This window comes from Rhizobium sp. YAF28 (genome assembly GCF_052113285.1).
Lineage (GTDB): Bacteria > Pseudomonadota > Alphaproteobacteria > Rhizobiales > Rhizobiaceae > Rhizobium.
Genome location: NZ_JBFRCX010000004.1, coordinates 287,699 through 307,234 on the forward strand (window position 1 = coordinate 287,699; position 19,536 = coordinate 307,234).

The following is a 19,536-nucleotide window of genomic DNA, read 5'->3' on the forward strand; positions in this document are numbered from 1 at the left end:
GCCTCTTATGTTTATTGAAAACGGCCGTAGCGCTGCAGCACTTCGATCTTGTAGCCGTCAGGATCGGTGATGGAGAAGAACAGACCGAACAGCTTGCCGTCGCGGTTGAGTTCCACGAGCTTGCCGGGGTTGAGGCCGAGATCCGTCAGCCGCTTGTGTTCGATCTGCACTTCCTGAACGGAAACAGCCAGATGCCCATAGGCATCGCCGAGATTATAGGGCTCGATACGGCCCTTGTTGACCGTCAGCTCCAGCTCGAAACCGGTCTCTTCATTGCTCATGTAGATCAGCGTGAAGGTCTCGAAATCGACACGGTCGACAACCGCGAGCCCGAAGACCTTGCTGTAGAAATCGACCGAACGCGCCTCGTCCAGAACGCGGATCATGGAATGGATCATCTTGGCCAAGGCGGTCTCCCAATCGCTGATATCTCCGGCAGCCTTGGTAGCCGTCCTCTCAAGCCGGACGCAAGCCCATTCTGCGCGTGATGACGTCTTCGAGCATGCCAACGACATCATAGATCAGAACCGCCATCAGGCCGACGATCAGGCCGCCCTGCAGGATGAAGGCGGTATTGTCGGAGATCAGGCCGGCAATGATGACCTCGCCGAGACCCTTTGCCGCAACCGTCGAGCCGATCGTCGCCGTGCCGATATTGATGACGGTTGCGACCTTCAGCCCTTCGAGGATCAGCGGCAATGCCAGCGGCAGCTCAACCTTGAAGAGACGCTGCGTCCCGTTCATGCCCATGCCGTCGGCGGCATCCAGTACCTGCGGCGACACCTGCTTGAGACCGGCGACCGTATTTTCGAAGATCGGCAGCAGTCCGTAGAGAAAGAGCGCAATCAGCGTCGGCGCAGCGCCGAAGCCGGTGGCGGGAACGGCAAGCGCCAGCACCGCCACGGGCGGAAAGGTCTGGCCGGCGTTGGCAATGGCGCGCGACAGTGGCAGGAAATCTGCTCCGCTCGGGCGGGTGACGAAAATGCCCCCAAGCACGGCAAGCACCGCGCTGCCGACAATCGAGATGAAGACCAGTTCCAGGTGCCCGAGTGCCAGCGAAGCGAGGCTGTTCTGCATGTAGACCGGCGGTGCATTGTTGTTGGTCAGCGGCACCAGCATGAAGGAGAGCCACTCTGTCCTGAAGATCAGGATCAGCAGCATCACCAGCGCCAGCGCGCGAAAAAGGTTGGCGACGAGAAACTTCATACCTTGCGGCCCAGTTCGAGCAGCCGACCCATCGAGATCGAACCGACGGGCGCCTTGTTCGCATCCTGCACGGCGGCCTCGTCGACACCCTGCCAGATCATTTCGGCGAGAGCATCGCGAAGGCTCAGAGATTGCGCCAGCGAATAGGGCAGACCCGGCTTGGCGGGCTCCATACTGTCCTTCAGTGGCGAGAGCGACATCAGCTTCAGCGCCCGGTCGGAGGTGCCGGTCAATTGCTGCACGAAGGGATCGGCCGGTTCCGTCAGGATCTTCTCTGGCGTCGAGCATTGCAGGAGCCTGCCGCCGCTCATGACGGCGATCTGGTTGCCGAGATGGAAGGCTTCGTCCATGTCATGCGTGACGAGGACGACCGTCGTGCCGAACTGTTTCTGGATCGCCAGCAGATCGTCCTGCGCCTTGCCGCGGATAACGGGGTCGAGCGCGCCGAAGGGCTCGTCCATCAATAGCAGTTCAGGCTCGGCTGCCAGCGCCCGGGCGACGCCGACGCGCTGCTGCTGGCCACCGGATAGCTGGTGCGGATATTTCTCGGCAAAGATCGCCGGGTCGAGATTGAAGAGGCCGAGCAGTTCCGCCACACGGCTGCCGATGCGGGCCGTATCCCAGCCGAGAAGCTCCGGCACGGTTGCAATGTTCTGCGCCACCGTCCGGTGCGGAAACAGGCCGTGTCCCTGGATGGCATAGCCGATCTTGCGGCGAAGCTCGGTCGCCGGCACGTCCATGATATCATGGTCGCCGACGAAGATCTGACCCTCGGTGATCGGCACCAGCCGGTTGATCATTCGCATCAGCGTCGACTTGCCGGAGCCCGACGTGCCGACGATCACGGTGATCGAGCCCTTCTCGACACTCATGGAGACATTGTCGACGACCGTTGCCGAGCCGTAGCGCTTGGTGACGTTCCTGATCTCGATCTTGCTCATGCGGCTGGCCCCTGAATGCTTTCGATGACCGCATCGAGGATGACGGCCGAGGAGAAGGCGAAGAAAACGGTCGGCACGGCGCCGAGCAGGACGAGGTCCATGGCCGTCTGGCCAAGCCCCTGGAAGATGAAGATGCCGAAGCCGCCGCCGCCGATCAGCGCGGCGATCGTTACCATGCCGATCGCCTGCACCAGCACGATGCGGATGCCGGTGAGGATGACGGGAAAGGCGAGCGGCAGGTCTATGCCGGTGAGAATCTGCCGGCGTGTCAGTCCCATGCCGGCGGCAGCATCACGCACCGACGGATCGACACCTTCGAGGCCGACGACCGTGTTGGCAACGATCGGCAGCAGCGAATAGAGCACGAGCGCAATCAGCGCCGGCGCGGTGCCGATGCCGCGAATGCCGATATCGGCCGCAAGTGGCACGTTTGCAGCGAGATAGCCGAGCGGCAGCATCAGGAGGCCGAAGAGTGCCAGGCTCGGAATGGTCTGGATGAGGCTCAGTGTCCGCAGCACGATGGCGCGCAGCTTCGGCACCCAGAAGCAGAGGATGCCGAGCGGCAGCCCGAGAACGATGGCAATGGCGAGCGAGCCGAATGCCAGCATCAGGTGGGAGACCGCCTCGCTCCAGAACTGGTTTGCCCGGGTCGAAAACTCCCTCAGGATCGAAAGGCTGTCGAGCAGGCCGGACGAGAGAAATATCGCGAGCAAGGCTGTGTAAGCGGCCAGTGCTGCAACACGCATCCACGGTGTCAGCTTTATCTTCACCAGCGCGTCGGAGATGATGAGGCCGATGACGCCGAGGAGCACCCAGAAGCTGCCGCCGGGCGTCATGCGCGCCACGGTGCTGCCTTGTGGCGTTGCAGCCGTCGCCACAAGGCCGATTGCAACAATCAGTGCGGCAAGGCAGAGCGTGCCAAGCGCCAGGCGAATGAAAGCGTTGCGCAGGAAAAGCGTCGCCAAGGCAGTGGCAACAAGGAGGACCATCAGGATGACGACGGAAGGCTGGGGAAGAAGCTGCGTCAGCAGCATCGGCTTGCCGGCGGCGATACGGTTCGCCTTCACATAGATGAAAGGCAGAAGGGCCGTTGCTGCAATGCCGCCTGCCACGAGTACCACGCCGAGCCGGTCCAGCTTGCGGACCGCTAAGGTTTCTTCCATCGATCCTACCCTGTCCGGAAAGTGCCCCGCCCGGATACCGGACGGGGCACTACAGCGCCGCGCGTCTTTTCAGACGCGCAAAGGACGCTGTAGCACTTTAAACTGCTGCCTATTTTTATCCTTAAATCGGCTCCGATTTAAGGAATTGGGCAGCAGGCGATTACTTCAGGAAACCTTTTTCCTTCAGATAGGCTTCGGCAACGGACTTCGCCGGCTCGCCATCGACCTGGATCTTGGCGTTGAGCTTGCGCAGTTCGTCTGCCGTCAGGCTCTGGAAGATCGGAGTAAGGATTTCCTGGATCTTCGGGTTTGCCTGCAGCACGGCCTCGCGGATGATCGGGGTCGGTGCATAGACCTGCTGCACGCTCTTGTCGTCTTCGAGAACGACGAGTTCGGCAGCCTGAATTGCACCGTCAGTACCATAGACCATGGCGGTATTGACGCCGTTGGTCTGGTCGGCCGCAGCCTTGATCGTTGCAGCCGTGTCACCGCCCGAAAGCACGACTTCCTGATCCGGCTTCAGTGTGAAGCCATAGGTGGTCTGGAAGGCAGGCAGGGCGCCGGCGGAGTTCACGAATTCGGCAGAAGCCGCAAGCTTGGCAGCACCGCCACCGGAGACCCACTTGCCGAAGTCGGACAAGGTCTTGAGGTTATTCGGGCCGGCAACGTCACTGCGGACGGCAAGCGCCCAGGTATTGTTGGCGGGCGAGGGCGTCAGCCAGACGATCTTGTTGGCGTCATAGTCCAGCTTCTTCGCCAGCTGGTAACCCTGGTCGAGGTTTTTCCAGGCGGCATCATCGGCCTTGTTGAAGAAGAAACCGGCATTGCCGGTATATTCCGGATAGATGTCGATTTCACCCGCGGTGATCGCCTTGCGCACGACCGGGGTTGCGCCAAGTGCGATGCGGTCCTGCGTCTTGATGCCGTTGGCTTCCAGCGCGAGTGCGATGACGTTGCCGAGCAGCGTGCCTTCCGTGTCGATCTTCGATGAAACGACGACGTCTGCGGCGTGGGCCGCGCCGGCCGCAAAGGCGGCAAGCGAAACGGCAAGTGCGAATTTCTTCAGCATGATTATCCCCTTGGTTGAACACCGTTAACGTCGCGAAAGCCCCGGACGCGAAGCCTGCGCGCATAAAACCAGCCGGCATGGTCAGCCATCAGGCCATCATGCCGGAAATACGTGCGTCATGGAAATAGTGTGCATGCCCGAAAAATCGATGCCCGAAAATCGAAGCAGCCCCCTCCAGTATTCGCTCTCGCGACGCGATTATGGCGGCGAATGCAGGTCCGTGCGCGGAATTGCATTCCCTTTTCCAAGGCCGGCGCGATTTGTTTTTGTCCCCTTGCGTGTTTCCACGATGTTCCGGTGCTTTCAGTCGGTTCTTTCGCCGCCCGGATTTCTTATTAAGTGAACGATAGCCTGCACCTCTATGGGCAGGGATATCTTTTTTCACGAACACGTCATATCCTCCGCCTTTTCAGTAGTTTCCGGAGAAAGCCTTGCATCTCGGCGCCCTCTTCATCGCAAGCCATGTCCTGTCTTCCGGCTCCATGCGCGAAACTGCGCGTCGCTTCAACATCTCCGCCTCGACCGCGTCGGCAGCGATCGATAACCTGGAGACGGAGCTCGCCCTGAAGCTCGCCGAACGTTCCTCGGGCGAACTGGTCATTCTGCTTGCCGGAGGCAGAGTTCTGGAGGGATTGGCGCCGATCCTTGCCGCAACAGGGCAGCTCGGCGACAAGCTTGGTCATCGTGAACCGGAAGCTTACGGACAATGGGCCGCCCGCATCCCCGTCAAGCTCGTCACCATGGAGCGTTACCTGGAGGTTGCCGATCAGGGCAGCATCAACAGAGCCGCCCGTCGTCTGCGCCTTGGTCAGCCGCAGCTTTCATTGCAGATTGCCAATCTTGAGAAATTCTTTGGAGGCAGACTCTTCGAGCGTCAGGCCCAGGGCTCGGCGCTGACGGAGGAGGGCCGCTTCGCCTATACCGTCTTTTCGACCATCAGCCTCGCTTGGAACGAACTGAAATCCGCTGCGGACGAACGCTATCAGCGCACCGCTCGCTCACTGCGCATCGGTGCCATTATCCCCACTGGTTCGGAAAGCTGGGTTGCGCGCTGCCTGGGTAGCCTCGTTGCCGAGTGGAATGCCGGCCGCAACAAGAATGCTTTATCGCTGGTCTCGATGACTGCCGACGATCTGCGCGAGGCGCTGAAATCCGGGCGAATCGATGTTGCGATCCTCGATTCCGTCTTCGGCCTGGAAAGCTTCCGTCATCGCGAATTGCTGCGCACCGATATGGTGGCGATCGCCCCACTCGACAGCGTGGAAGCAACCGCCACGGAACTTGTGGCCAGCCATCCGATCTGCACGCCGAGTCCGCGCACTGGCATCGGCCATGCCGCCATGACCTTCGGCTATGACCGCACCCTGCATCGCCGCCTCCGCGATCGAGACATCACTGCGGCAGATTCGCTGCCCGTCATCGTCGATCTCGTCGCCAATCACGGCTATGTCTCCTTCCTCGGCCGTGTCAGCGCCATGCCGATTGCCGACCGGGTGCGCATCGTCGAGCTCGCCGAGCCGATGCCCATGTCCTATCACGTGGCCTTCAATCATCGGAAAGCCGCGGCCGACGCTTGCGACATGTTGATCACGACGGCGGCAAAAATTGTCCCGGCGCCTGTCGCGCAAAACAAAGCCTTCGCTTAAACAGGCTGCGGCGGGCCACGCCCGATGAAGATGAGCACTACGTCTACGCTATAGCCCTCTAACGCCGCCGATTGTGTGACTTCAGGACAGGAAAGTGCTCGGCACGTTGATTGCTCAGCCCTTACCTGCCGTTTACGCAGAAGGGCAAAAATGGCAACAACACGAACCAGCTTGATGGAGATCAGGACGCAGATGAAGTGCTGGTAGTCGATCGCGGAGCTGGGCATCCATCAGGCGCCCCCGAGGCCGACGCCGACCATCTCGATCGGCTGGACGACCTTGTCGAACAGTGCTTCGTCCACCTTGCCCGAGGCGAGAGCCGCCTGTTTGAGCGTGAGGTCATCGGTTCGGTAGCCGGCGTAGAGATGTCCGCCATGACAGAACTCCTGACTGTTGGCGAGGGGTCGCTCACTGCGTTCAAGCATCAGCGACGTACTCTCAAAGCTCATCCTCACGCAGCTACATCCAACACGATCTTCCCGAATCCGCCACCCGCTTCCATATAGCGATGCGCATCGGCTGCCTCGGACAGTGGGAACACTTTGCCGACCAACGGCTTTAGCCGGCCATCGGCGAACATTGGCAGAGCTCCTTGGGCGAAGCGCTGAACCATGGCGCGCTTCTCCACCGCGCTGCGCGACTTCATCACGGTGCCGATAAGGCGCAGGTGATTGTGGAGCAGGAGAGCGAGAGGGATGACGGTATCGTCCTGCCCGCCCAGCAGGCCGACCTGCACGAGACGCCCGCCCGGCGCGAGGCTGCGCAGGTTGCGGGCGGGATAGTCGCCACCGACGAAGTCGACGATTACATCGACCCCGCTTCCGCCGGTGGCATCGCGAACGCCCTGCTCGAAGTCCTCCAACCGGTAATCAAACACGGCCTCTGCGCCCAAGCCCAAAACATCAATCCGGCGCTCGGCATTGGCCGTCGCGAAGACCCTGGCACTGAGGGCGTGCGCAATCTCCACGCCGGCGGAACCGATGCCGCCCGCTGCGGCGTGGACGAGCACGGCCAAGCCCTTGGCGGCACCACCAAGATGCACGACGGCCTCCCACGCGGTGACGAACGATTCCATCACCGCCGCCGCGCCGATAAGGTCAAGGCCATCGGGAACACGTACCGCCATGCCGCGGTCGACGCGGGCATATTCGGCATAGGCACCCGCTCCGACGATGGCCATCACGCGCTCGCCGGGTAGGATATCGGCGACATCGCTGCCGACAGCGACCACCTCGCCGGCCACTTCCAGCCCGAGCAGATCGCTCTCGCCATAACTCTGCCTGCCGTAATAGCCCTGGCGTTGAAGAAGGTCGGCGCGATTGACACCGGCTGCCTTCACCTTGACCAGAAGATCACCGGGGCGAGGTTGCGGCATCGGCGCCTCAGCAAGACGGAGAACCTCCGCCTTGCCGAAATCATCGAACGCGATCGCCTTCATTTCGCAGCGACCTTGCCGAGCGCCCGGCGGGCGATGCTGGCGGCGAAGAGCGGCGTCTCCCTGCGGTTGTGGTCACCGCCCGCTTCCTGTCGGGCGGCCGCCGCCTGTTCCAAGGTCTGGCCGTGCGCGGCAATGAAGTCCATGAAAACGTCGGTGGGGTGCGAGGTGACGCGATTGGTGTAGCGGGTGCGTCCGCCCTCTATCCCCTCGGCGATCAGCTCCCAGATCACGTTGACCTGTGTGCGCCCGACCGGGGTGAACACGTCCGAGATCGAGTTCATCCGGCAGTAACTCGGCGTTGCTTCCTCGGCGACGTAATGCTGCACGACCAACGCGGTGCCGATCATCTCGACGTTAATCGACATGGGTCGGCCGTCATCCGTGGTCGTGGTGCCGGCACCGATGTGGTCGGGCGGGCAGCAGCGTAGATATTCGGCTTCCGGCAGGGTGAAGAGCCAGTCGGCAATATCGACCTTGTCCAGCGGGACGTCGATCTCGGCGGAATAGGCGGACAGGGAGAGGATCTTGTCGGTCAGTATCTTCATGGTTTTTCCTTTCGAGTGTCACGGATTAGATGACGACGTTGCTTTCCACGGACGACGAGCCAGCCACACCTCCGGTGCGCGCCACCCTTGCGGCCCGTATCCAGCGACAGTCTCGAACTTTTGATCTGCGAAGCATCCGTTTTTGCCGGTACAATCTGCTATCCGGACCGTTGCGTGAAAATTATACGTTCGTGTTAGGTCAGTAATTCAGAGTCAAATCGAACATACCTATGTATATATTTGCAGTCCCACGCCTTCATGAGACGCGCGGGGCCTTCGACGAGATTTACCTTGTTTTGGTAACGTCGAATGCTGTTGAACTCGCCGACCTCACGATGGGGATTGTGCGTCTATTGAAAGACAGCGATAAGCCGTAGCCTGCTGCAAACGGCTTTGCCTGGATCGCAAAGATGAGACCCCATTTCGCCGTGTTCCTGTCAACCTTCGTCGATGTCGTTAGGGCGGGGAGCTTTTCCGGCGCCGCCCGTCGGCGCGCGGTGACGCCTTCAGCGATCGTGCGCCAGATCGACACGCTGGAGGAGGATCTGGGCGTTGCCCTGCTGGTCCGCTCGACCCGCGCCCTCACGCTCACGGATGCCGGCCGGCGGCTGCACGAACGGGCCCTGCTGCTTCTTGACGAACTGGCCGACACCCACGCAGAGATCGCCGCCTTCGACGGTTCCGTCTCCGGCACACTCCGGATCGCCTGCTTCCCGACCTTTGGCAAGCGCTATGTCTTGCCGGTCGTCGCAGCGCTGCAAACTGAGCACCCCGCGCTCAAGGTCGAGCTCGACCTGACGGAGCGGCTGGCCGATCCGGTTCTCGAGCGTCTCGACGTGGTCATCCGCATGGGGGCGCTGGCCGATAGCACGCTGATCGCCACGAGGCTTGCGCCTCTGACCCGACTGTTGGTCGCAAGCCCGGCCTATCTGGCACGGGCGGGTGTGCCCGATAGCGTCGCCGATCTCTCATCGCACCGTTTGATCGACAAGCTGCATGGCGCTGATCTTCTGGGTTGGGGGGACCTGCTCGACGGCCCGGCGGGCCATGCGGGGAACGGTATGGTGACGTTCCGTTCAGACGATTTCGAAGCCCTGCGCGCGGCGGCCCAGGAGGGGCTGGGGCTCGCATTCCTGTCGAGCTGGGTCGTCGGACCGGACGTCAAGGCAGGGAGACTGGTCCGGTTGCGGCCGGGCGATGAACCCTGGAACGCTGCGCCGGCCGGGATCTACCTCCTGCGCGCCCTGCCGCAGGCGAGTGCCAAGGTGCGAGCCTTCACCGAGGCGCTGCGGACGTCAATCGGAAGTCCACCAATCTGGGAACCATGATTTGGCGCGTCTTTGTGGAACAGCAATCGTCGGCATGCGCGGACCCAATCGGGGTTTGAGGGTTGTTTACGATATTCGACAATCAATGTGTTGCTGACTTGGTGGCACCATAGCCCTACGCCGCCGCGCCTGACGTTACGATGGGGAGCGTCAGAGGGGGAAAGGCGGCTTTCGGCGGTAAGCCGTTCGTGAAATGGGCTGCATGGGCTACTTTGGCCGAAATGGCGGAACGAGAAGGATTCGGGATATGACGGTTTTGCTGGAAGTATGCGTCGATAGCGCTCAGGGCCTTGCGGCTGCAATCGAGGGCGGTGCTGGCCGCATCGAGCTCTGCTCGGCGCTGGAGCTTGGTGGGCTGACGCCATTGCCGAGCCTGATGCGAATTGCCGCCGAAGCGCCGATCCCCGTCTATGCAATGATCCGCCCGCATGCCGGCCCCTTCATCTTCGATGCGACGGACGAAAAGGCGATGCTTGCCGATATCGATGCTGTCAGGGCCGCTGGCCTTGCCGGCGTCGTCATCGGCGCCAACCGACTGGACGGCACGCTCGACATGCCGCTCATTCATCGCCTGAAGGCCCATGCGTCCGGCCTCGGCTCGACGCTGCATCGCGCTTTCGATCTCGTGCCGGATCCGGATGTGGCACTGGAGCAGGCGATCGAACTGGGCTGCGAGCGCATCCTCACCTCGGGCTGCGTACCGAAGGCGATGGACGGGCTCGAAACGCTGAAGCGCATCTCCGTCAAGGCTGCCGGCCGCATCTCCATCATGCCGGGCAGTGGCGTGCGACCGGCCAATGTCCTCGAGATCCTGCGGGCAACAGGCGCGCGCGAAGTTCACGGCTCCTGCAGCTCTGCCGTTGCCAGCGCCGATCCGCGCGCCGTCTCTTTCGGCTTCGATGTGCCGACCTCGAACCGCACCGATGCCGCGGTCGTCAGGCAGATGCGCGCGGCAATCGACGCGGCCTAAGCATGTTGCGCAAAAGTGTGCAGCGGTTTTGTGATAACGACATGCAAAAACAAAAGCTTAAAGCGTGGCAAGCAAATCCGAAAGATCGCGACACGCTTTAACCAGCAATCTTGATCACCGCCTTGATGAGGCCGCTCTTCTCATGTGCCCAGCGGGCGAGATCACGCGGCACATCGGCAAGCGTCGTGCGATGGGTGATCAGCTTGTCGACCGGAACGAGACCCTTGGCGATCGAATCCGCGACATGTTCGAAGTCGACGCGCGTCGCATTGCGGCTGCCGATGACCATCATTTCCCGCTTATGGAATTCCGGATCGGAGAAGCGGATATCGTCTTTCACGACGCTGACCAGCACCAGGGCGCCGCCATGGGCGACAAAGCTGAAGGCCTTCTCTATCGAAGGTCCAAAGCCTGTCGCGTCAAAGACGACATCAAAACCATCGCCGTCCGTCCTGGCCTTCACGGCATCGGCTGTCCCATCATTGGCGACGATCCCTGACGTAAGGCCGAAGCGTTCCGACGCCATCTGCAGCCGTTCCGCACTCGTATCCAGCAGCGTCACATCGTGACCGGCGATACGCGAGAAGATCGCCGCGCCAAGGCCAATCGGACCTGCGCCGATGACAAGCGAGCGGGAACCCGCAGGGACCATGGATCGGCGTACCGCATGCGCCCCGATAGCCAGGAATTCGACGGTCGCCGCGGCCTCAAGGCTGAGGCCCTTGGCGGCATAGAGATTGCCCGCGGGCACTACGATTTCCTCGCAGAAAGCACCATCCGTATGGACGCCGAGAACCTTGATATTGGTGCAGCAATTGGGCTTGCCCTGCCGGCAGGCGACACAGCTTCCGCAGGAGAGATAGGGATTGACGATGACGGGCGTACCGACGGCCATCGCCACCCCGTCGCCGGTCTCCAGCACCGTCGCTGAGATCTCATGTCCCATGACGCGCGGATATTCGAGAAAGGGGTGCTTGCCTTCGAAGATATGATAGTCCGTGCCGCAGATGCCGACATGGCTGACGGCAAGCCGTACCCAGCCGGTATTAGGTTTATCAGGGGAGGGGCGCTCGACGAGATCGAGGACACCGGGTTCGCGGCAAAGGACAGCTTTCATGATAGTTCTCGCATTGCTGAAAAGAAGAAAGCCGGCCTTTGGGCCGGCTTCGTTTTGCGTCTCGCTCAGCCCGTCCGGCGCCGGCGAAGCTGGTCGAAGTAGACGATGACGATGATCAGCAGGCCGGTGATGATGCGCTGCCAGAACGAGTTGACGTTCAGGAGATTTGCGCCGTTGTTGATCGTCGCCAGAATGAACGCACCGATCAGCGGACCATGCACGGAGCCGACGGCTCCGAAGAGCGACGTGCCGCCGATGACCGAGGAGGCGATCGCCTGCAGTTCCCAACCGTCGGCCTGTGTCGCGTTACCGATTGCGATACGTGAGGCAAGCAGCACGCCGACGAAAGCCGCAAACGAAGCCGAAAGGATATAGGCGAGGTAGATCATCCCCTTGACGTTGACGCCGGAAAGGCGCGCCGCCTCGGCATTCGAACCGACGGCGAAGAGATAGCGGCCCCAGCGGCTCAGATGCAGGAAGACGAAGGAGGGGATCGCAACCAGGATGACCATCCAGAACAGGCTTGGGACGCCAAGGAAATCGGCGCGGGCGAAGTTGCTGAAGCCCTCGTCGGTGATGCTGATCGTAGAGCCGTTGGTGATCAGCAGGCCAATGCCACGCAGCGATGTCAGCGTCGCCAGCGTGATGATAAACGGCGGCAGGCCCATATGCACGATGCCGAAGCCATGGAAGGAGCCGATCGCGACACCGATTGCCAGCGTCAGCAAGATTGCCGCCCAGAGCGGTACGCCCGCCTGCAGCAGCCAGGCGATGATGACCGTGCAGAAGCCGACGATTGCACCGACCGAAAGGTCGATGCCGGCGGTGATGATGACGAAGGTCTGGCCGAGCGCCAGGATCGCCGTCATCGCGCCTTGGCGCAGCAGGTTAGAGATGTTGAGCGGCGTCCAGAAGCTGGCTGTCGAGAAGCCGAGCACGACCCAGAGGAAGATCAGCAACCCGATCAGCGTCAGGCCGAACAGGATGTTCATCTTCCGGCGCGGCGGCGGCGCGACGATTTCGGTGGGGGTGACAGTCATGAATTTTCTCCCTCTTATTCTTCTGGCTCAGACGCCGATCGCTTCGCTGAGCACTTCTTCATGCGTCGCCGCGTGGAAATCATGGCTCGCGACAAGCTTGCCGCTGCGGAAGACGTGCAGCCGGTCGGCCAGTTCGTAGACCTCAGGCAGATAGGAGGAGATCAGGATAATGCCCGCCCCGTCCTTCAGAAGCTTGGCGAAGAGCCGGTAGATTTCCGCCTTGGTGCCGACGTCGACGCCGACGGTCGGCTCGTCGAAAATGAAAAGCCGGGCGCCGTGGCTCAGCCACTTGCCGATGACGATCTTCTGCTGGTTGCCGCCCGACATGCTGGAGGCCGGAACGCGCCGGCTCGGCGTCTTGATGCTGAGATCGCGGATCTGCTTGTCGGCATTCGTCGATTCGCGCGCGTGATTGATGACCGGGCCGTGGCTGAGGCGTCCGAACACCGGCAGGTTGATGTTGAGGCCGATCGGCAGGTTGAGGCAGAGCCCCTGGTCGCGCCGGCTTTCGGGCGCGAGCGCAATGCCGAGCTCCATCGCAGTGCGTTCGTTCTTGATATCGACGCGCTTGCCCATCCAGTGGATTTCGCCCGCACTTGTCGGCTGGCGCCCGTAGAGCCCGAGAGCAAATTCACTGCGCCCGGCGCCGATCAGGCCATAGAGCCCGACGATCTGTCCTGCCTTGACGCTCAGCGACACGTCTTCGAAGCCCGGGCCGGTAAGACCCCTGACGTCGAGGATCGTCTCGCCGATCGGAATCTCTTCCTTATGGTAGATCTGCTCGATCGAGCGATTGATCATCAGCGCGATCAGTTCGGCGTCATTGGTTTCGCCGATGAGGCGCGTGCCGACATGCGTGCCGTCGCGCAGCACCGAGACACGGTCGGCAAGCTCGAAGACTTCCTCCATGCGGTGGCTGATATAGACGATGGTGACGCCTTCGCCCTGCAGGCGGCGGATCAGCTTGAAGAGCTGTGCGGATTCCTGGCGGGTGAGATAGGCGGTCGGCTCGTCGAAGATCAGGAACTGCGTGCCGCGCATGGCCGCACGCGCGGTGGCAACGAGCTGCTGCTGACCGATCGTCAGCGAACTCAGAAGCGCACCGGCCGGCAGGCCGAAGCCGAGATCGTCGAGAACGGCCTGCGCCATCTTCTCCATCTGCTTCTTGCGCATGATGCCGAAGCGATTGACCTCGTCGCCGAGGAAGAGATTGGCGGCCACCGTCAGGTGCCGGCAGAGCACGACTTCCTGGTGGACGGCGTTGATGCCGCGGGCGATTGCCTCGTTCGGCGTCGACAGCCCCACCGGATGGCCGCACCACAGCACCTCGCCGGCCGTGCGTGTGATGACGCCGGTGAGCAATTTGATAAGAGTGGATTTACCGGCGCCGTTTTCGCCGACGATGGCGTGGATTTCACCGGCAAGGAAGGTCAGCGTCGCAGGCTTCAACGCCTGCACGTGACCGTAATTCTTCTGCAGGCCTTTCAATTCGAGGATGGGCGATCCGGCGGGAATTCGATTGGCTTCTTTCAGCGTCGCGCTGTCATCGTGGCGATGACTGACCTCTTCCAGTCCGACCATGGACCTCTCCTCCTCTTGTCACGTCTGCTCTCCCTGGTGAAACATACCATGGATGAGAAAGGCCGCGCCGGTTTTTGAAGCCGGCGCGGCCGCCTGTTGTTTTACTTGATCTTCGGGTTCAAGAGCGCGTCGATCTTCGGCTCAGCCATATTCGCCTTGGTGACGAGGTTTGCGCCGGTGTCGACGTTCTTCTCGACCTTTTCGCCCTTGGAGACGGCAAGAGCGGTCTTCACGCCGTCATAACCCATGCGATAGGGGTCCTGAACGACGAGGCCGGCGATCGCACCATCCTTGAGGAAGCCGACCGTCTTGTCGTCGCTGTCGAAGCCGATGACCTTGATCTTGTCGCCGAGCTTGTTTTCGGCGATCGCCTGGCCAACGCCCTGCGCCATGATGAGGTTCGAGGCGAAGACGCCGACGAGCTTCGGGTTTGCCGTGATCAGGTCGGTCATCATGTTAAGGCCGGTCGTTGCCTGGCCGTCGCCGTACTTATCGGCAATCACCTTAAGGCCGGGATGCTTGGTCTTCACCTGATCCAGGAAGCCTTCGCGGCGCTGTTCCAGCGAGCCGACGCCGGGAAGGTTGGTCAGGATGACGACTTCGCCCTCTTCCTTGCCGGTGGCGCCCTTGATGGCGGCGGCAAGACCGTCAGCAGCGATACGGCCGCCCTGGACGTTGTCGGTCGTCAGGAACGACTTGAATGCCTTGGAGTCGGCGCCAGAGTCGATGCCGATGATCGGAACCGACTTGGCGGCTTCATCGATCGGCTTGCCGAGCGCCTTGAACTCGGTCGGGGAGATGACGACGGCTGCCGGCTTGCCGGCAACGGCGTTCTCAAGAATGCTGATCTGGCCGTTGATATCGGATTCGGCCTGAGCGCCGAGCTCCGGCACGTTGACGCCGAGATCCTTGCCAGCCTTGCGCGCGCCGGCCAGAACGATCTGCCAGTAGAAGGACGTCGTGTCCTTCACGATGATCGGGATCGTCACCTCGGCCGCAAAAGACGTGGCCGGCATCGCCGTCGCAATGACAGCGGCGCCTGCAAGTGCCGTAAAGGCACGGCGAGACAGAATGGATTTCACGATGCTCATAAGGGTTCTCCTCTCAGGGTGCGTTCTCCTCCAATGAAACCGGACCGCTGAACGCAGGCGGACGATTTTTATCGATAAAAAACATTTACGATCAGAAGCTAGCTGAGGCGCAGGCAAATTGCAAGTATGCCCAATTCGCTTTTTTACCCGCTAAATTCTCTCTCAAGCAATTGTTTTCATTTCAAATACATAATGACCTAAAATACGGTCTCAGTCGAATTGCACCTCGTGCGGATGGACGACGCCCTTCTTCAAGATCAGGTTGCCGTAGAGCCGGAACTCGGTGGTCGCGACGATATAGGCGGCCTTCCGCGCCATCTCATAGAAGGCGAAGCGTTCGACGGATGCGATGGAAAAATCGCCGGCGCGCCGGGTGACGATCTCCTGGAATTCGGCGCAAACCTCCGGCACCGCCTTGGGGTCGCCAACCACCTCCATCCGCCATGCCGTTTGCGGCACGAACGTATCGAGTGGCATGTGGGTGAGGATCGCCTCGGCCATGGCCGTGGCACTGACGCCATCGGCACGGATGACATCAGGTCCCATGCTGCTTGCCGGGAAATTGGCATCGGCAATGACGATATCGTCGCCATGCCCCATGCTCTTCAGCGCATAGAGCAGATCGGGGCCGAGAAGCGGATGAATACCTCTAAGCATAGTGTCTCCTTAGACCCGCACGGCCTCTTCGCCGAGCGGTGCGGCGACAAGCGTATAGGGTTCGAATTCGGGATAGATATCGGCAGGAAGCTGCGGCTCGAAATTTTCCATGTTGCGCACGAGGCTCGAGGGCCTTGCCGTGCCGATCAGCACCGAGGAGACGACCGGGTCGCGCAGCGGAAACTGCAGGGCGGGGGCGGCAAGCGGCAGGCCGTGGCGCTTGGCCACCTCTTCCATCGCGCCCACCTTGCCGAGCACCTCGTCATTTGCCGGCATATAGTCGAAATGCGACCCCGGCACCGGGCCAGTTGCAAGAATACCGGAATTGAACACACCGCCGACGACGAGTGAGGTACCCTTCTGCCGGCAGAGCGGAATGAGCTCGGCAACCGCCGAGCGGTCGAGCAGCGTGTAGCGTCCGGCAAGCAGGATGACGTCGATATCGCCATTGCGCATCACGTCGAGGCAGACGGGCACTTCGTTGACGCCGAGGCCGAAAGCCTTGATCGCGCCTGACGATTTCAGCTGTTCCAGCGCCTTGATGCCGCTATCGAGGAAGTTCTTCAGATGCACGGCATTCTTGGCGGCGCCATGCGTATAGGCACCAATGTCATGGACGAACAGAATATCGATGCGGTTGAGGCCGAGGCGCGCATAGCTGAATTCGACCGATCGCATGATGCCGTCATAAGAATAGTCGTAATCGGCATCGAAGGAGAGCGGCTCGACATAGCCATAATCAGGAACGGTGCCCGTCGGTACCGGGCGCATCAGACGACCGACCTTGGTGGACAGCACATAACTGTTTTCCGGCTTGTCGCGCAGGAAATCGCCGACGCGTCGTTCGCCAAGCCCAAGGCCATACCACGGCGCTACGTCGAAATAGCGGATACCGTGGTTCCATGCGGATTCCAGCGTCTCCATCGCCTGCTCGCGCGGGCAGGCGCGATAAAGACCGCCGAGTGCAGCGGCGCCGAAGCTGATTTCAGTCACCTCGAGCGCCGTCTTGCCAATCTTCCTCGTCTTCATCATTCCTCCTTGTGAAGACCCTGATATCAATAAGTATTATTTAGAGCGTGGCTCCGAGATGCCACGGCACGAATTCATTATCGCCGTAACCGAAGATTTCACTTTTCGTCTTCTTGCCGGAGGCCGTATCGACGATCAGCTCGAAGATCTCGCGGCCCTTGCCGCTGATGGTCGCATCGCCGGTGACGATAGTGCCGCAATCGATGTCCATATCCTCTTCCATCGAGGTATAGAGCGCCGAATTGCTGGCGAGCTTCAGGGAGGGGGCGGGGCGACAGCCGAAGCAGCTGCCGCGGCCGGTCGTAAAGGCGATCATGTTCGCGCCGCCGGCAACCTGGCCGGTGGCTGAAACCGGGTCATAGCCGGGCGTATCCATGAAGACGAGACCAGGTGCGGTGACGCGCTCGGCATAGCCATAGACAGCGGTCAGCGGCGAGCGGCCGCCCTTGGCAACGGCGCCGAGCGACTTTTCGAGAATGGTCGTCAACCCGCCGCGCTTGTTGCCCGGAGACGGGTTGTTGTCGAGCGAGGCGCCGTGCAGGGCGACATAGTCTTCCCACCAGGCGATTTTCTCATCGAGCTTTTTGGCGACATCGTCGCTGACGGCGCGGCTGCGCAGCAAATGCTCCGCGCCATAGATCTCGGAGGTTTCCGAAAGGATGGCCGTGCCACCGGCTGCCGCCAGCAGATCGGCGGCAACACCGAGCGCCGGATTGGCGGTGATGCCCGAAAAACCGTCGGAACCACCGCATTGCAGACCGATGATGATCTCACCGATCGACATCGGAACACGCTTTTCGCGGCCGACATCAGCGGCGATTTCGCGCAGCATGCCCATGGCGCGCTCGACCGCGCGGCGGGAGCCGCCGGCGTCCTGAATGTTGAAATGCCGCTTGGAAGCGCCGGCACCGCTCTGGCCGTAAAGCGTCAACTGGTTGACCTCGCAGCCGAGGCCGATCATCAGCACACCGCCGAAATTCACATGGCGGGTGTAACCGGCAAGGGTGCGGTGCAGCACGTTCATGCCGTCGCCGGTCGAGCTCATACCGCAGCCCTGGTCGTGAACGATCGGCACGAAGCCGTCGATGCCGTCATAATGCGGCAGGATCGTCCGGTTGGCCTCGTCGGCAATCGCCCGACAGACCGTGGTGGAACAGTTCACGCTGGCGATGATGCCGATATAATTGCGCGTCGCCGCCCGTCCGTCGGCGCGGCGGTAACCCATGAAGGTGCGCGCCCTGTCCTCGGCACTTGCTTCTTCCGGAGCGGAATTGGCCGTCGCAGCAAGGCGGTCGTTTTCGAAATGCAGATTGTGGCTGTGAACGTGGTCGCCGGCCTTCACATCATCAGTCGTGCGGCCGATCGCCTGGCCGTATTTCACGACCGGCGTGCCGAGCGGAATGTCTGCTATGGCGACCTTGTGGCCGGGGTCGATCTTCTGGCGCGTCGAGACGCCCGCAACCGTCGATCCCTCGGCGATCTGTGCCGTTGCGACCGCGACATTGTCTCCGGTCGACAGGATGATCCAAGGCTGTCTGTCCAATTTCTTCTCCCTAACGAAACGCCCGCTACATAGACGAATGCGCATTGATTTTGTTTTTTATCTACAATAAACATTTTCAAGTCAACGGGAATATTGATCCTGTGGACGAGGGAGGCAAACGGCCGCAGGCGACTGAAAATAAGATAGAGGTCGCCTAAAGAGGCTCCTGGTCCGGCTGTGCCCGTTCTTGGGGCGGGTATCATCGCCGTGTCGCTCGGGCGGAAAGCCCGTATCGCTTGGGCAGAAAGCAAGGTCTGATGGCAAGGCAGAATACGGTCTTCAAGGAAGCCTATAACCGATATGCGGCAGCATTGCGCACGGATACGGCGCTGCCTTCGGAGCCGGAAATCGCAGCCCAGCTCGGCGTCAGCCGCAGCACGGCGCGCGCCATCCTGACCCGTCTCAGCGACGAGGGCATCATCCGCTGGAACAAGCGCCAGAAGATCGTCCTGCGCCAGCCGATCGACCGCGACTTCTTCCCCTCCGAAGAAACGGATTCGCTGCATGACATCATCGAGCGCAGCTTCATGCAGCGCATTCTTTCGGATGAAGCAGCGCCCGGCATGCAGATCAACGAGCTGGAGCTTGCCCGCGAGATCGGCACAGGTACCACCAGCGTGCGTGAATTCCTCATCCGCTTCTCGCGCTTCGGGCTCATCGAAAAACGGCCGAACAGCCACTGGACGCTGAAGGGCTTCACCCGCGAATTTGCGCTGGAGCTTGCCGATGTGCGCGAAATGTTCGAGCTGCATTCGGCCGCCGAGTTCGGCAGGCTACCTGCCGACCATCACGCCTGGTCGGATTTGGCGGCGATCAAGGAGGAGCACCTCTCTGTGCTCTCTGACATCAATAACCGTTTCAAGGAATTCTCGGCACTCGACGAGCGTTTTCACTTGCTGATCCATCGCGCCTCGAAGAACCGTTTCATTGCCGACTTCTATGACGCGATCGCCATCATCTTCCACTATCATTATCAGTGGAACAAGGCGGCCGCCCGCGAACGCAACGAACGCGCGATCCACGAACATCTCGATTATATAGCGGCGCTCGAAGCCAACGATCAGGCGAAGATTGAGGCCGCCTGTCGCATACACCTTCGCTCCGCTCGCCAGACCCTGCTGCAATCCATCCCGCAGAGCTCCACGGAAGGCGCTCCGGGCTGAAAGGTTGGC

19 protein-coding genes are annotated in these 19,536 nt (G+C 61.3%); 4 read left to right on the plus strand and 15 right to left on the minus strand.

What is annotated here, in order from left to right:
* Window positions 1-11 precede the first annotated feature (11 nt).
* The 5 genes from AB4Z13_RS11475 to osmF all read right to left on the minus strand — a co-directional run bounded on the left by AB4Z13_RS11475 (window position 12) and on the right by osmF (window position 4,379).
* On the minus strand, window positions 12-407 hold the full coding sequence (locus AB4Z13_RS11475; RefSeq protein WP_442206007.1) for a VOC family protein: 396 nt from the start codon (window positions 405-407) through the stop codon (window positions 12-14).
* Between the two features lie 49 nt (window positions 408-456).
* The gene (locus AB4Z13_RS11480; protein WP_439013995.1) at window positions 457-1,206 is read right to left on the minus strand and encodes an ABC transporter permease; all 750 of its coding nucleotides are present in this window, start codon (window positions 1,204-1,206) and stop codon (window positions 457-459) included.
* Window positions 1,203-2,147, minus strand: a complete 945-nt coding sequence (locus AB4Z13_RS11485) for an ABC transporter ATP-binding protein (protein WP_439013996.1) — start codon at window positions 2,145-2,147, stop codon at window positions 1,203-1,205. Before AB4Z13_RS11485 ends, AB4Z13_RS11480 begins: the two co-directional genes overlap by 4 nt.
* A complete protein-coding gene (locus AB4Z13_RS11490; RefSeq protein WP_439013997.1) occupies window positions 2,144-3,310 on the minus strand; it encodes an ABC transporter permease in 1,167 nt (388 codons plus the stop codon). The genes AB4Z13_RS11485 and AB4Z13_RS11490 overlap by 4 nt, the downstream gene beginning before the upstream one ends.
* A gap of 160 nt (window positions 3,311-3,470) precedes the next feature.
* Window positions 3,471-4,379, minus strand: coding sequence for a glycine betaine ABC transporter substrate-binding protein OsmF (osmF, locus tag AB4Z13_RS11495; RefSeq protein WP_439013998.1), 909 nt, complete (start codon window positions 4,377-4,379; stop codon window positions 3,471-3,473).
* Between the two features lie 431 nt (window positions 4,380-4,810).
* On the opposite strand from osmF, the gene AB4Z13_RS11500 reads away from it, so the two are divergent.
* Window positions 4,811-6,025 carry a LysR family transcriptional regulator gene (locus AB4Z13_RS11500; RefSeq protein ID WP_442206008.1) on the plus strand — a complete coding sequence of 405 codons (1,215 nt, stop codon included), beginning with the start codon at window positions 4,811-4,813 and terminating at the stop codon, window positions 6,023-6,025.
* 230 nt (window positions 6,026-6,255) lie between these two features.
* Here the strand turns inward: AB4Z13_RS11500 and AB4Z13_RS11505 are convergent, their stop codons facing one another.
* Genes AB4Z13_RS11505 through AB4Z13_RS11515 form a run of 3 tightly spaced genes read right to left on the minus strand, consistent with a single transcriptional unit; the run spans window position 6,256 to window position 8,008 of the window.
* Complete coding sequence (locus tag AB4Z13_RS11505; protein ID WP_439013999.1) at window positions 6,256-6,450, minus strand: hypothetical protein; 195 nt, start codon at window positions 6,448-6,450, stop codon at window positions 6,256-6,258.
* Between the two features lie 26 nt (window positions 6,451-6,476).
* A complete protein-coding gene (locus AB4Z13_RS11510) occupies window positions 6,477-7,463 on the minus strand; it encodes an NAD(P)H-quinone oxidoreductase (protein ID WP_442206009.1) in 987 nt (328 codons plus the stop codon).
* Window positions 7,460-8,008: a hypothetical protein gene (locus AB4Z13_RS11515; RefSeq protein ID WP_439014001.1), complete on the minus strand. Its 549-nt coding sequence runs from the start codon at window positions 8,006-8,008 to the stop codon at window positions 7,460-7,462. Before AB4Z13_RS11515 ends, AB4Z13_RS11510 begins: the two co-directional genes overlap by 4 nt.
* A gap of 410 nt (window positions 8,009-8,418) precedes the next feature.
* On the opposite strand from AB4Z13_RS11515, the gene AB4Z13_RS11520 reads away from it, so the two are divergent.
* A complete protein-coding gene (locus AB4Z13_RS11520; RefSeq protein WP_439014002.1) occupies window positions 8,419-9,336 on the plus strand; it encodes a LysR family transcriptional regulator in 918 nt (305 codons plus the stop codon).
* 247 nt (window positions 9,337-9,583) lie between these two features.
* Complete coding sequence (locus AB4Z13_RS11525; RefSeq protein ID WP_439014003.1) at window positions 9,584-10,306, plus strand: copper homeostasis protein CutC; 723 nt, start codon at window positions 9,584-9,586, stop codon at window positions 10,304-10,306.
* A gap of 97 nt (window positions 10,307-10,403) precedes the next feature.
* Here the strand turns inward: AB4Z13_RS11525 and AB4Z13_RS11530 are convergent, their stop codons facing one another.
* From AB4Z13_RS11530 to AB4Z13_RS11560, 7 genes are all read right to left on the minus strand, one after another.
* Window positions 10,404-11,423, minus strand: a complete 1,020-nt coding sequence (locus AB4Z13_RS11530) for a zinc-binding alcohol dehydrogenase family protein (RefSeq protein ID WP_439014004.1) — start codon at window positions 11,421-11,423, stop codon at window positions 10,404-10,406.
* Window positions 11,424-11,488: 65 nt separating this feature from the next.
* Window positions 11,489-12,463, minus strand: coding sequence for an ABC transporter permease (locus tag AB4Z13_RS11535; protein WP_113322900.1), 975 nt, complete (start codon window positions 12,461-12,463; stop codon window positions 11,489-11,491).
* A gap of 27 nt (window positions 12,464-12,490) precedes the next feature.
* The gene (locus AB4Z13_RS11540; protein WP_310379066.1) at window positions 12,491-14,044 is read right to left on the minus strand and encodes a sugar ABC transporter ATP-binding protein; all 1,554 of its coding nucleotides are present in this window, start codon (window positions 14,042-14,044) and stop codon (window positions 12,491-12,493) included.
* A 101-nt stretch (window positions 14,045-14,145) separates the two neighbouring features.
* Entirely contained in the window at window positions 14,146-15,135 is a 990-nt protein-coding gene (locus AB4Z13_RS11545) for an ABC transporter substrate-binding protein (protein ID WP_113322902.1), read from the minus strand.
* Window positions 15,136-15,345: 210 nt separating this feature from the next.
* Window positions 15,346-15,792 (minus strand): RbsD/FucU family protein, encoded by a 447-nt coding sequence (locus AB4Z13_RS11550; protein ID WP_439014005.1) that lies wholly within the window; start codon window positions 15,790-15,792, stop codon window positions 15,346-15,348.
* Between the two features lie 9 nt (window positions 15,793-15,801).
* Window positions 15,802-16,821 carry an aldo/keto reductase gene (locus tag AB4Z13_RS11555; RefSeq protein WP_439014006.1) on the minus strand — a complete coding sequence of 340 codons (1,020 nt, stop codon included), beginning with the start codon at window positions 16,819-16,821 and terminating at the stop codon, window positions 15,802-15,804.
* A gap of 40 nt (window positions 16,822-16,861) precedes the next feature.
* Window positions 16,862-18,364: a UxaA family hydrolase gene (locus AB4Z13_RS11560; protein ID WP_439014007.1), complete on the minus strand. Its 1,503-nt coding sequence runs from the start codon at window positions 18,362-18,364 to the stop codon at window positions 16,862-16,864.
* Window positions 18,365-18,621: 257 nt separating this feature from the next.
* Here AB4Z13_RS11560 and AB4Z13_RS11565 point away from each other — a divergent pair, with 257 nt between their 5' ends.
* On the plus strand, window positions 18,622-19,527 hold the full coding sequence (locus AB4Z13_RS11565; RefSeq protein ID WP_439014008.1) for a GntR family transcriptional regulator: 906 nt from the start codon (window positions 18,622-18,624) through the stop codon (window positions 19,525-19,527).
* Window positions 19,528-19,536 lie beyond the last annotated feature (9 nt).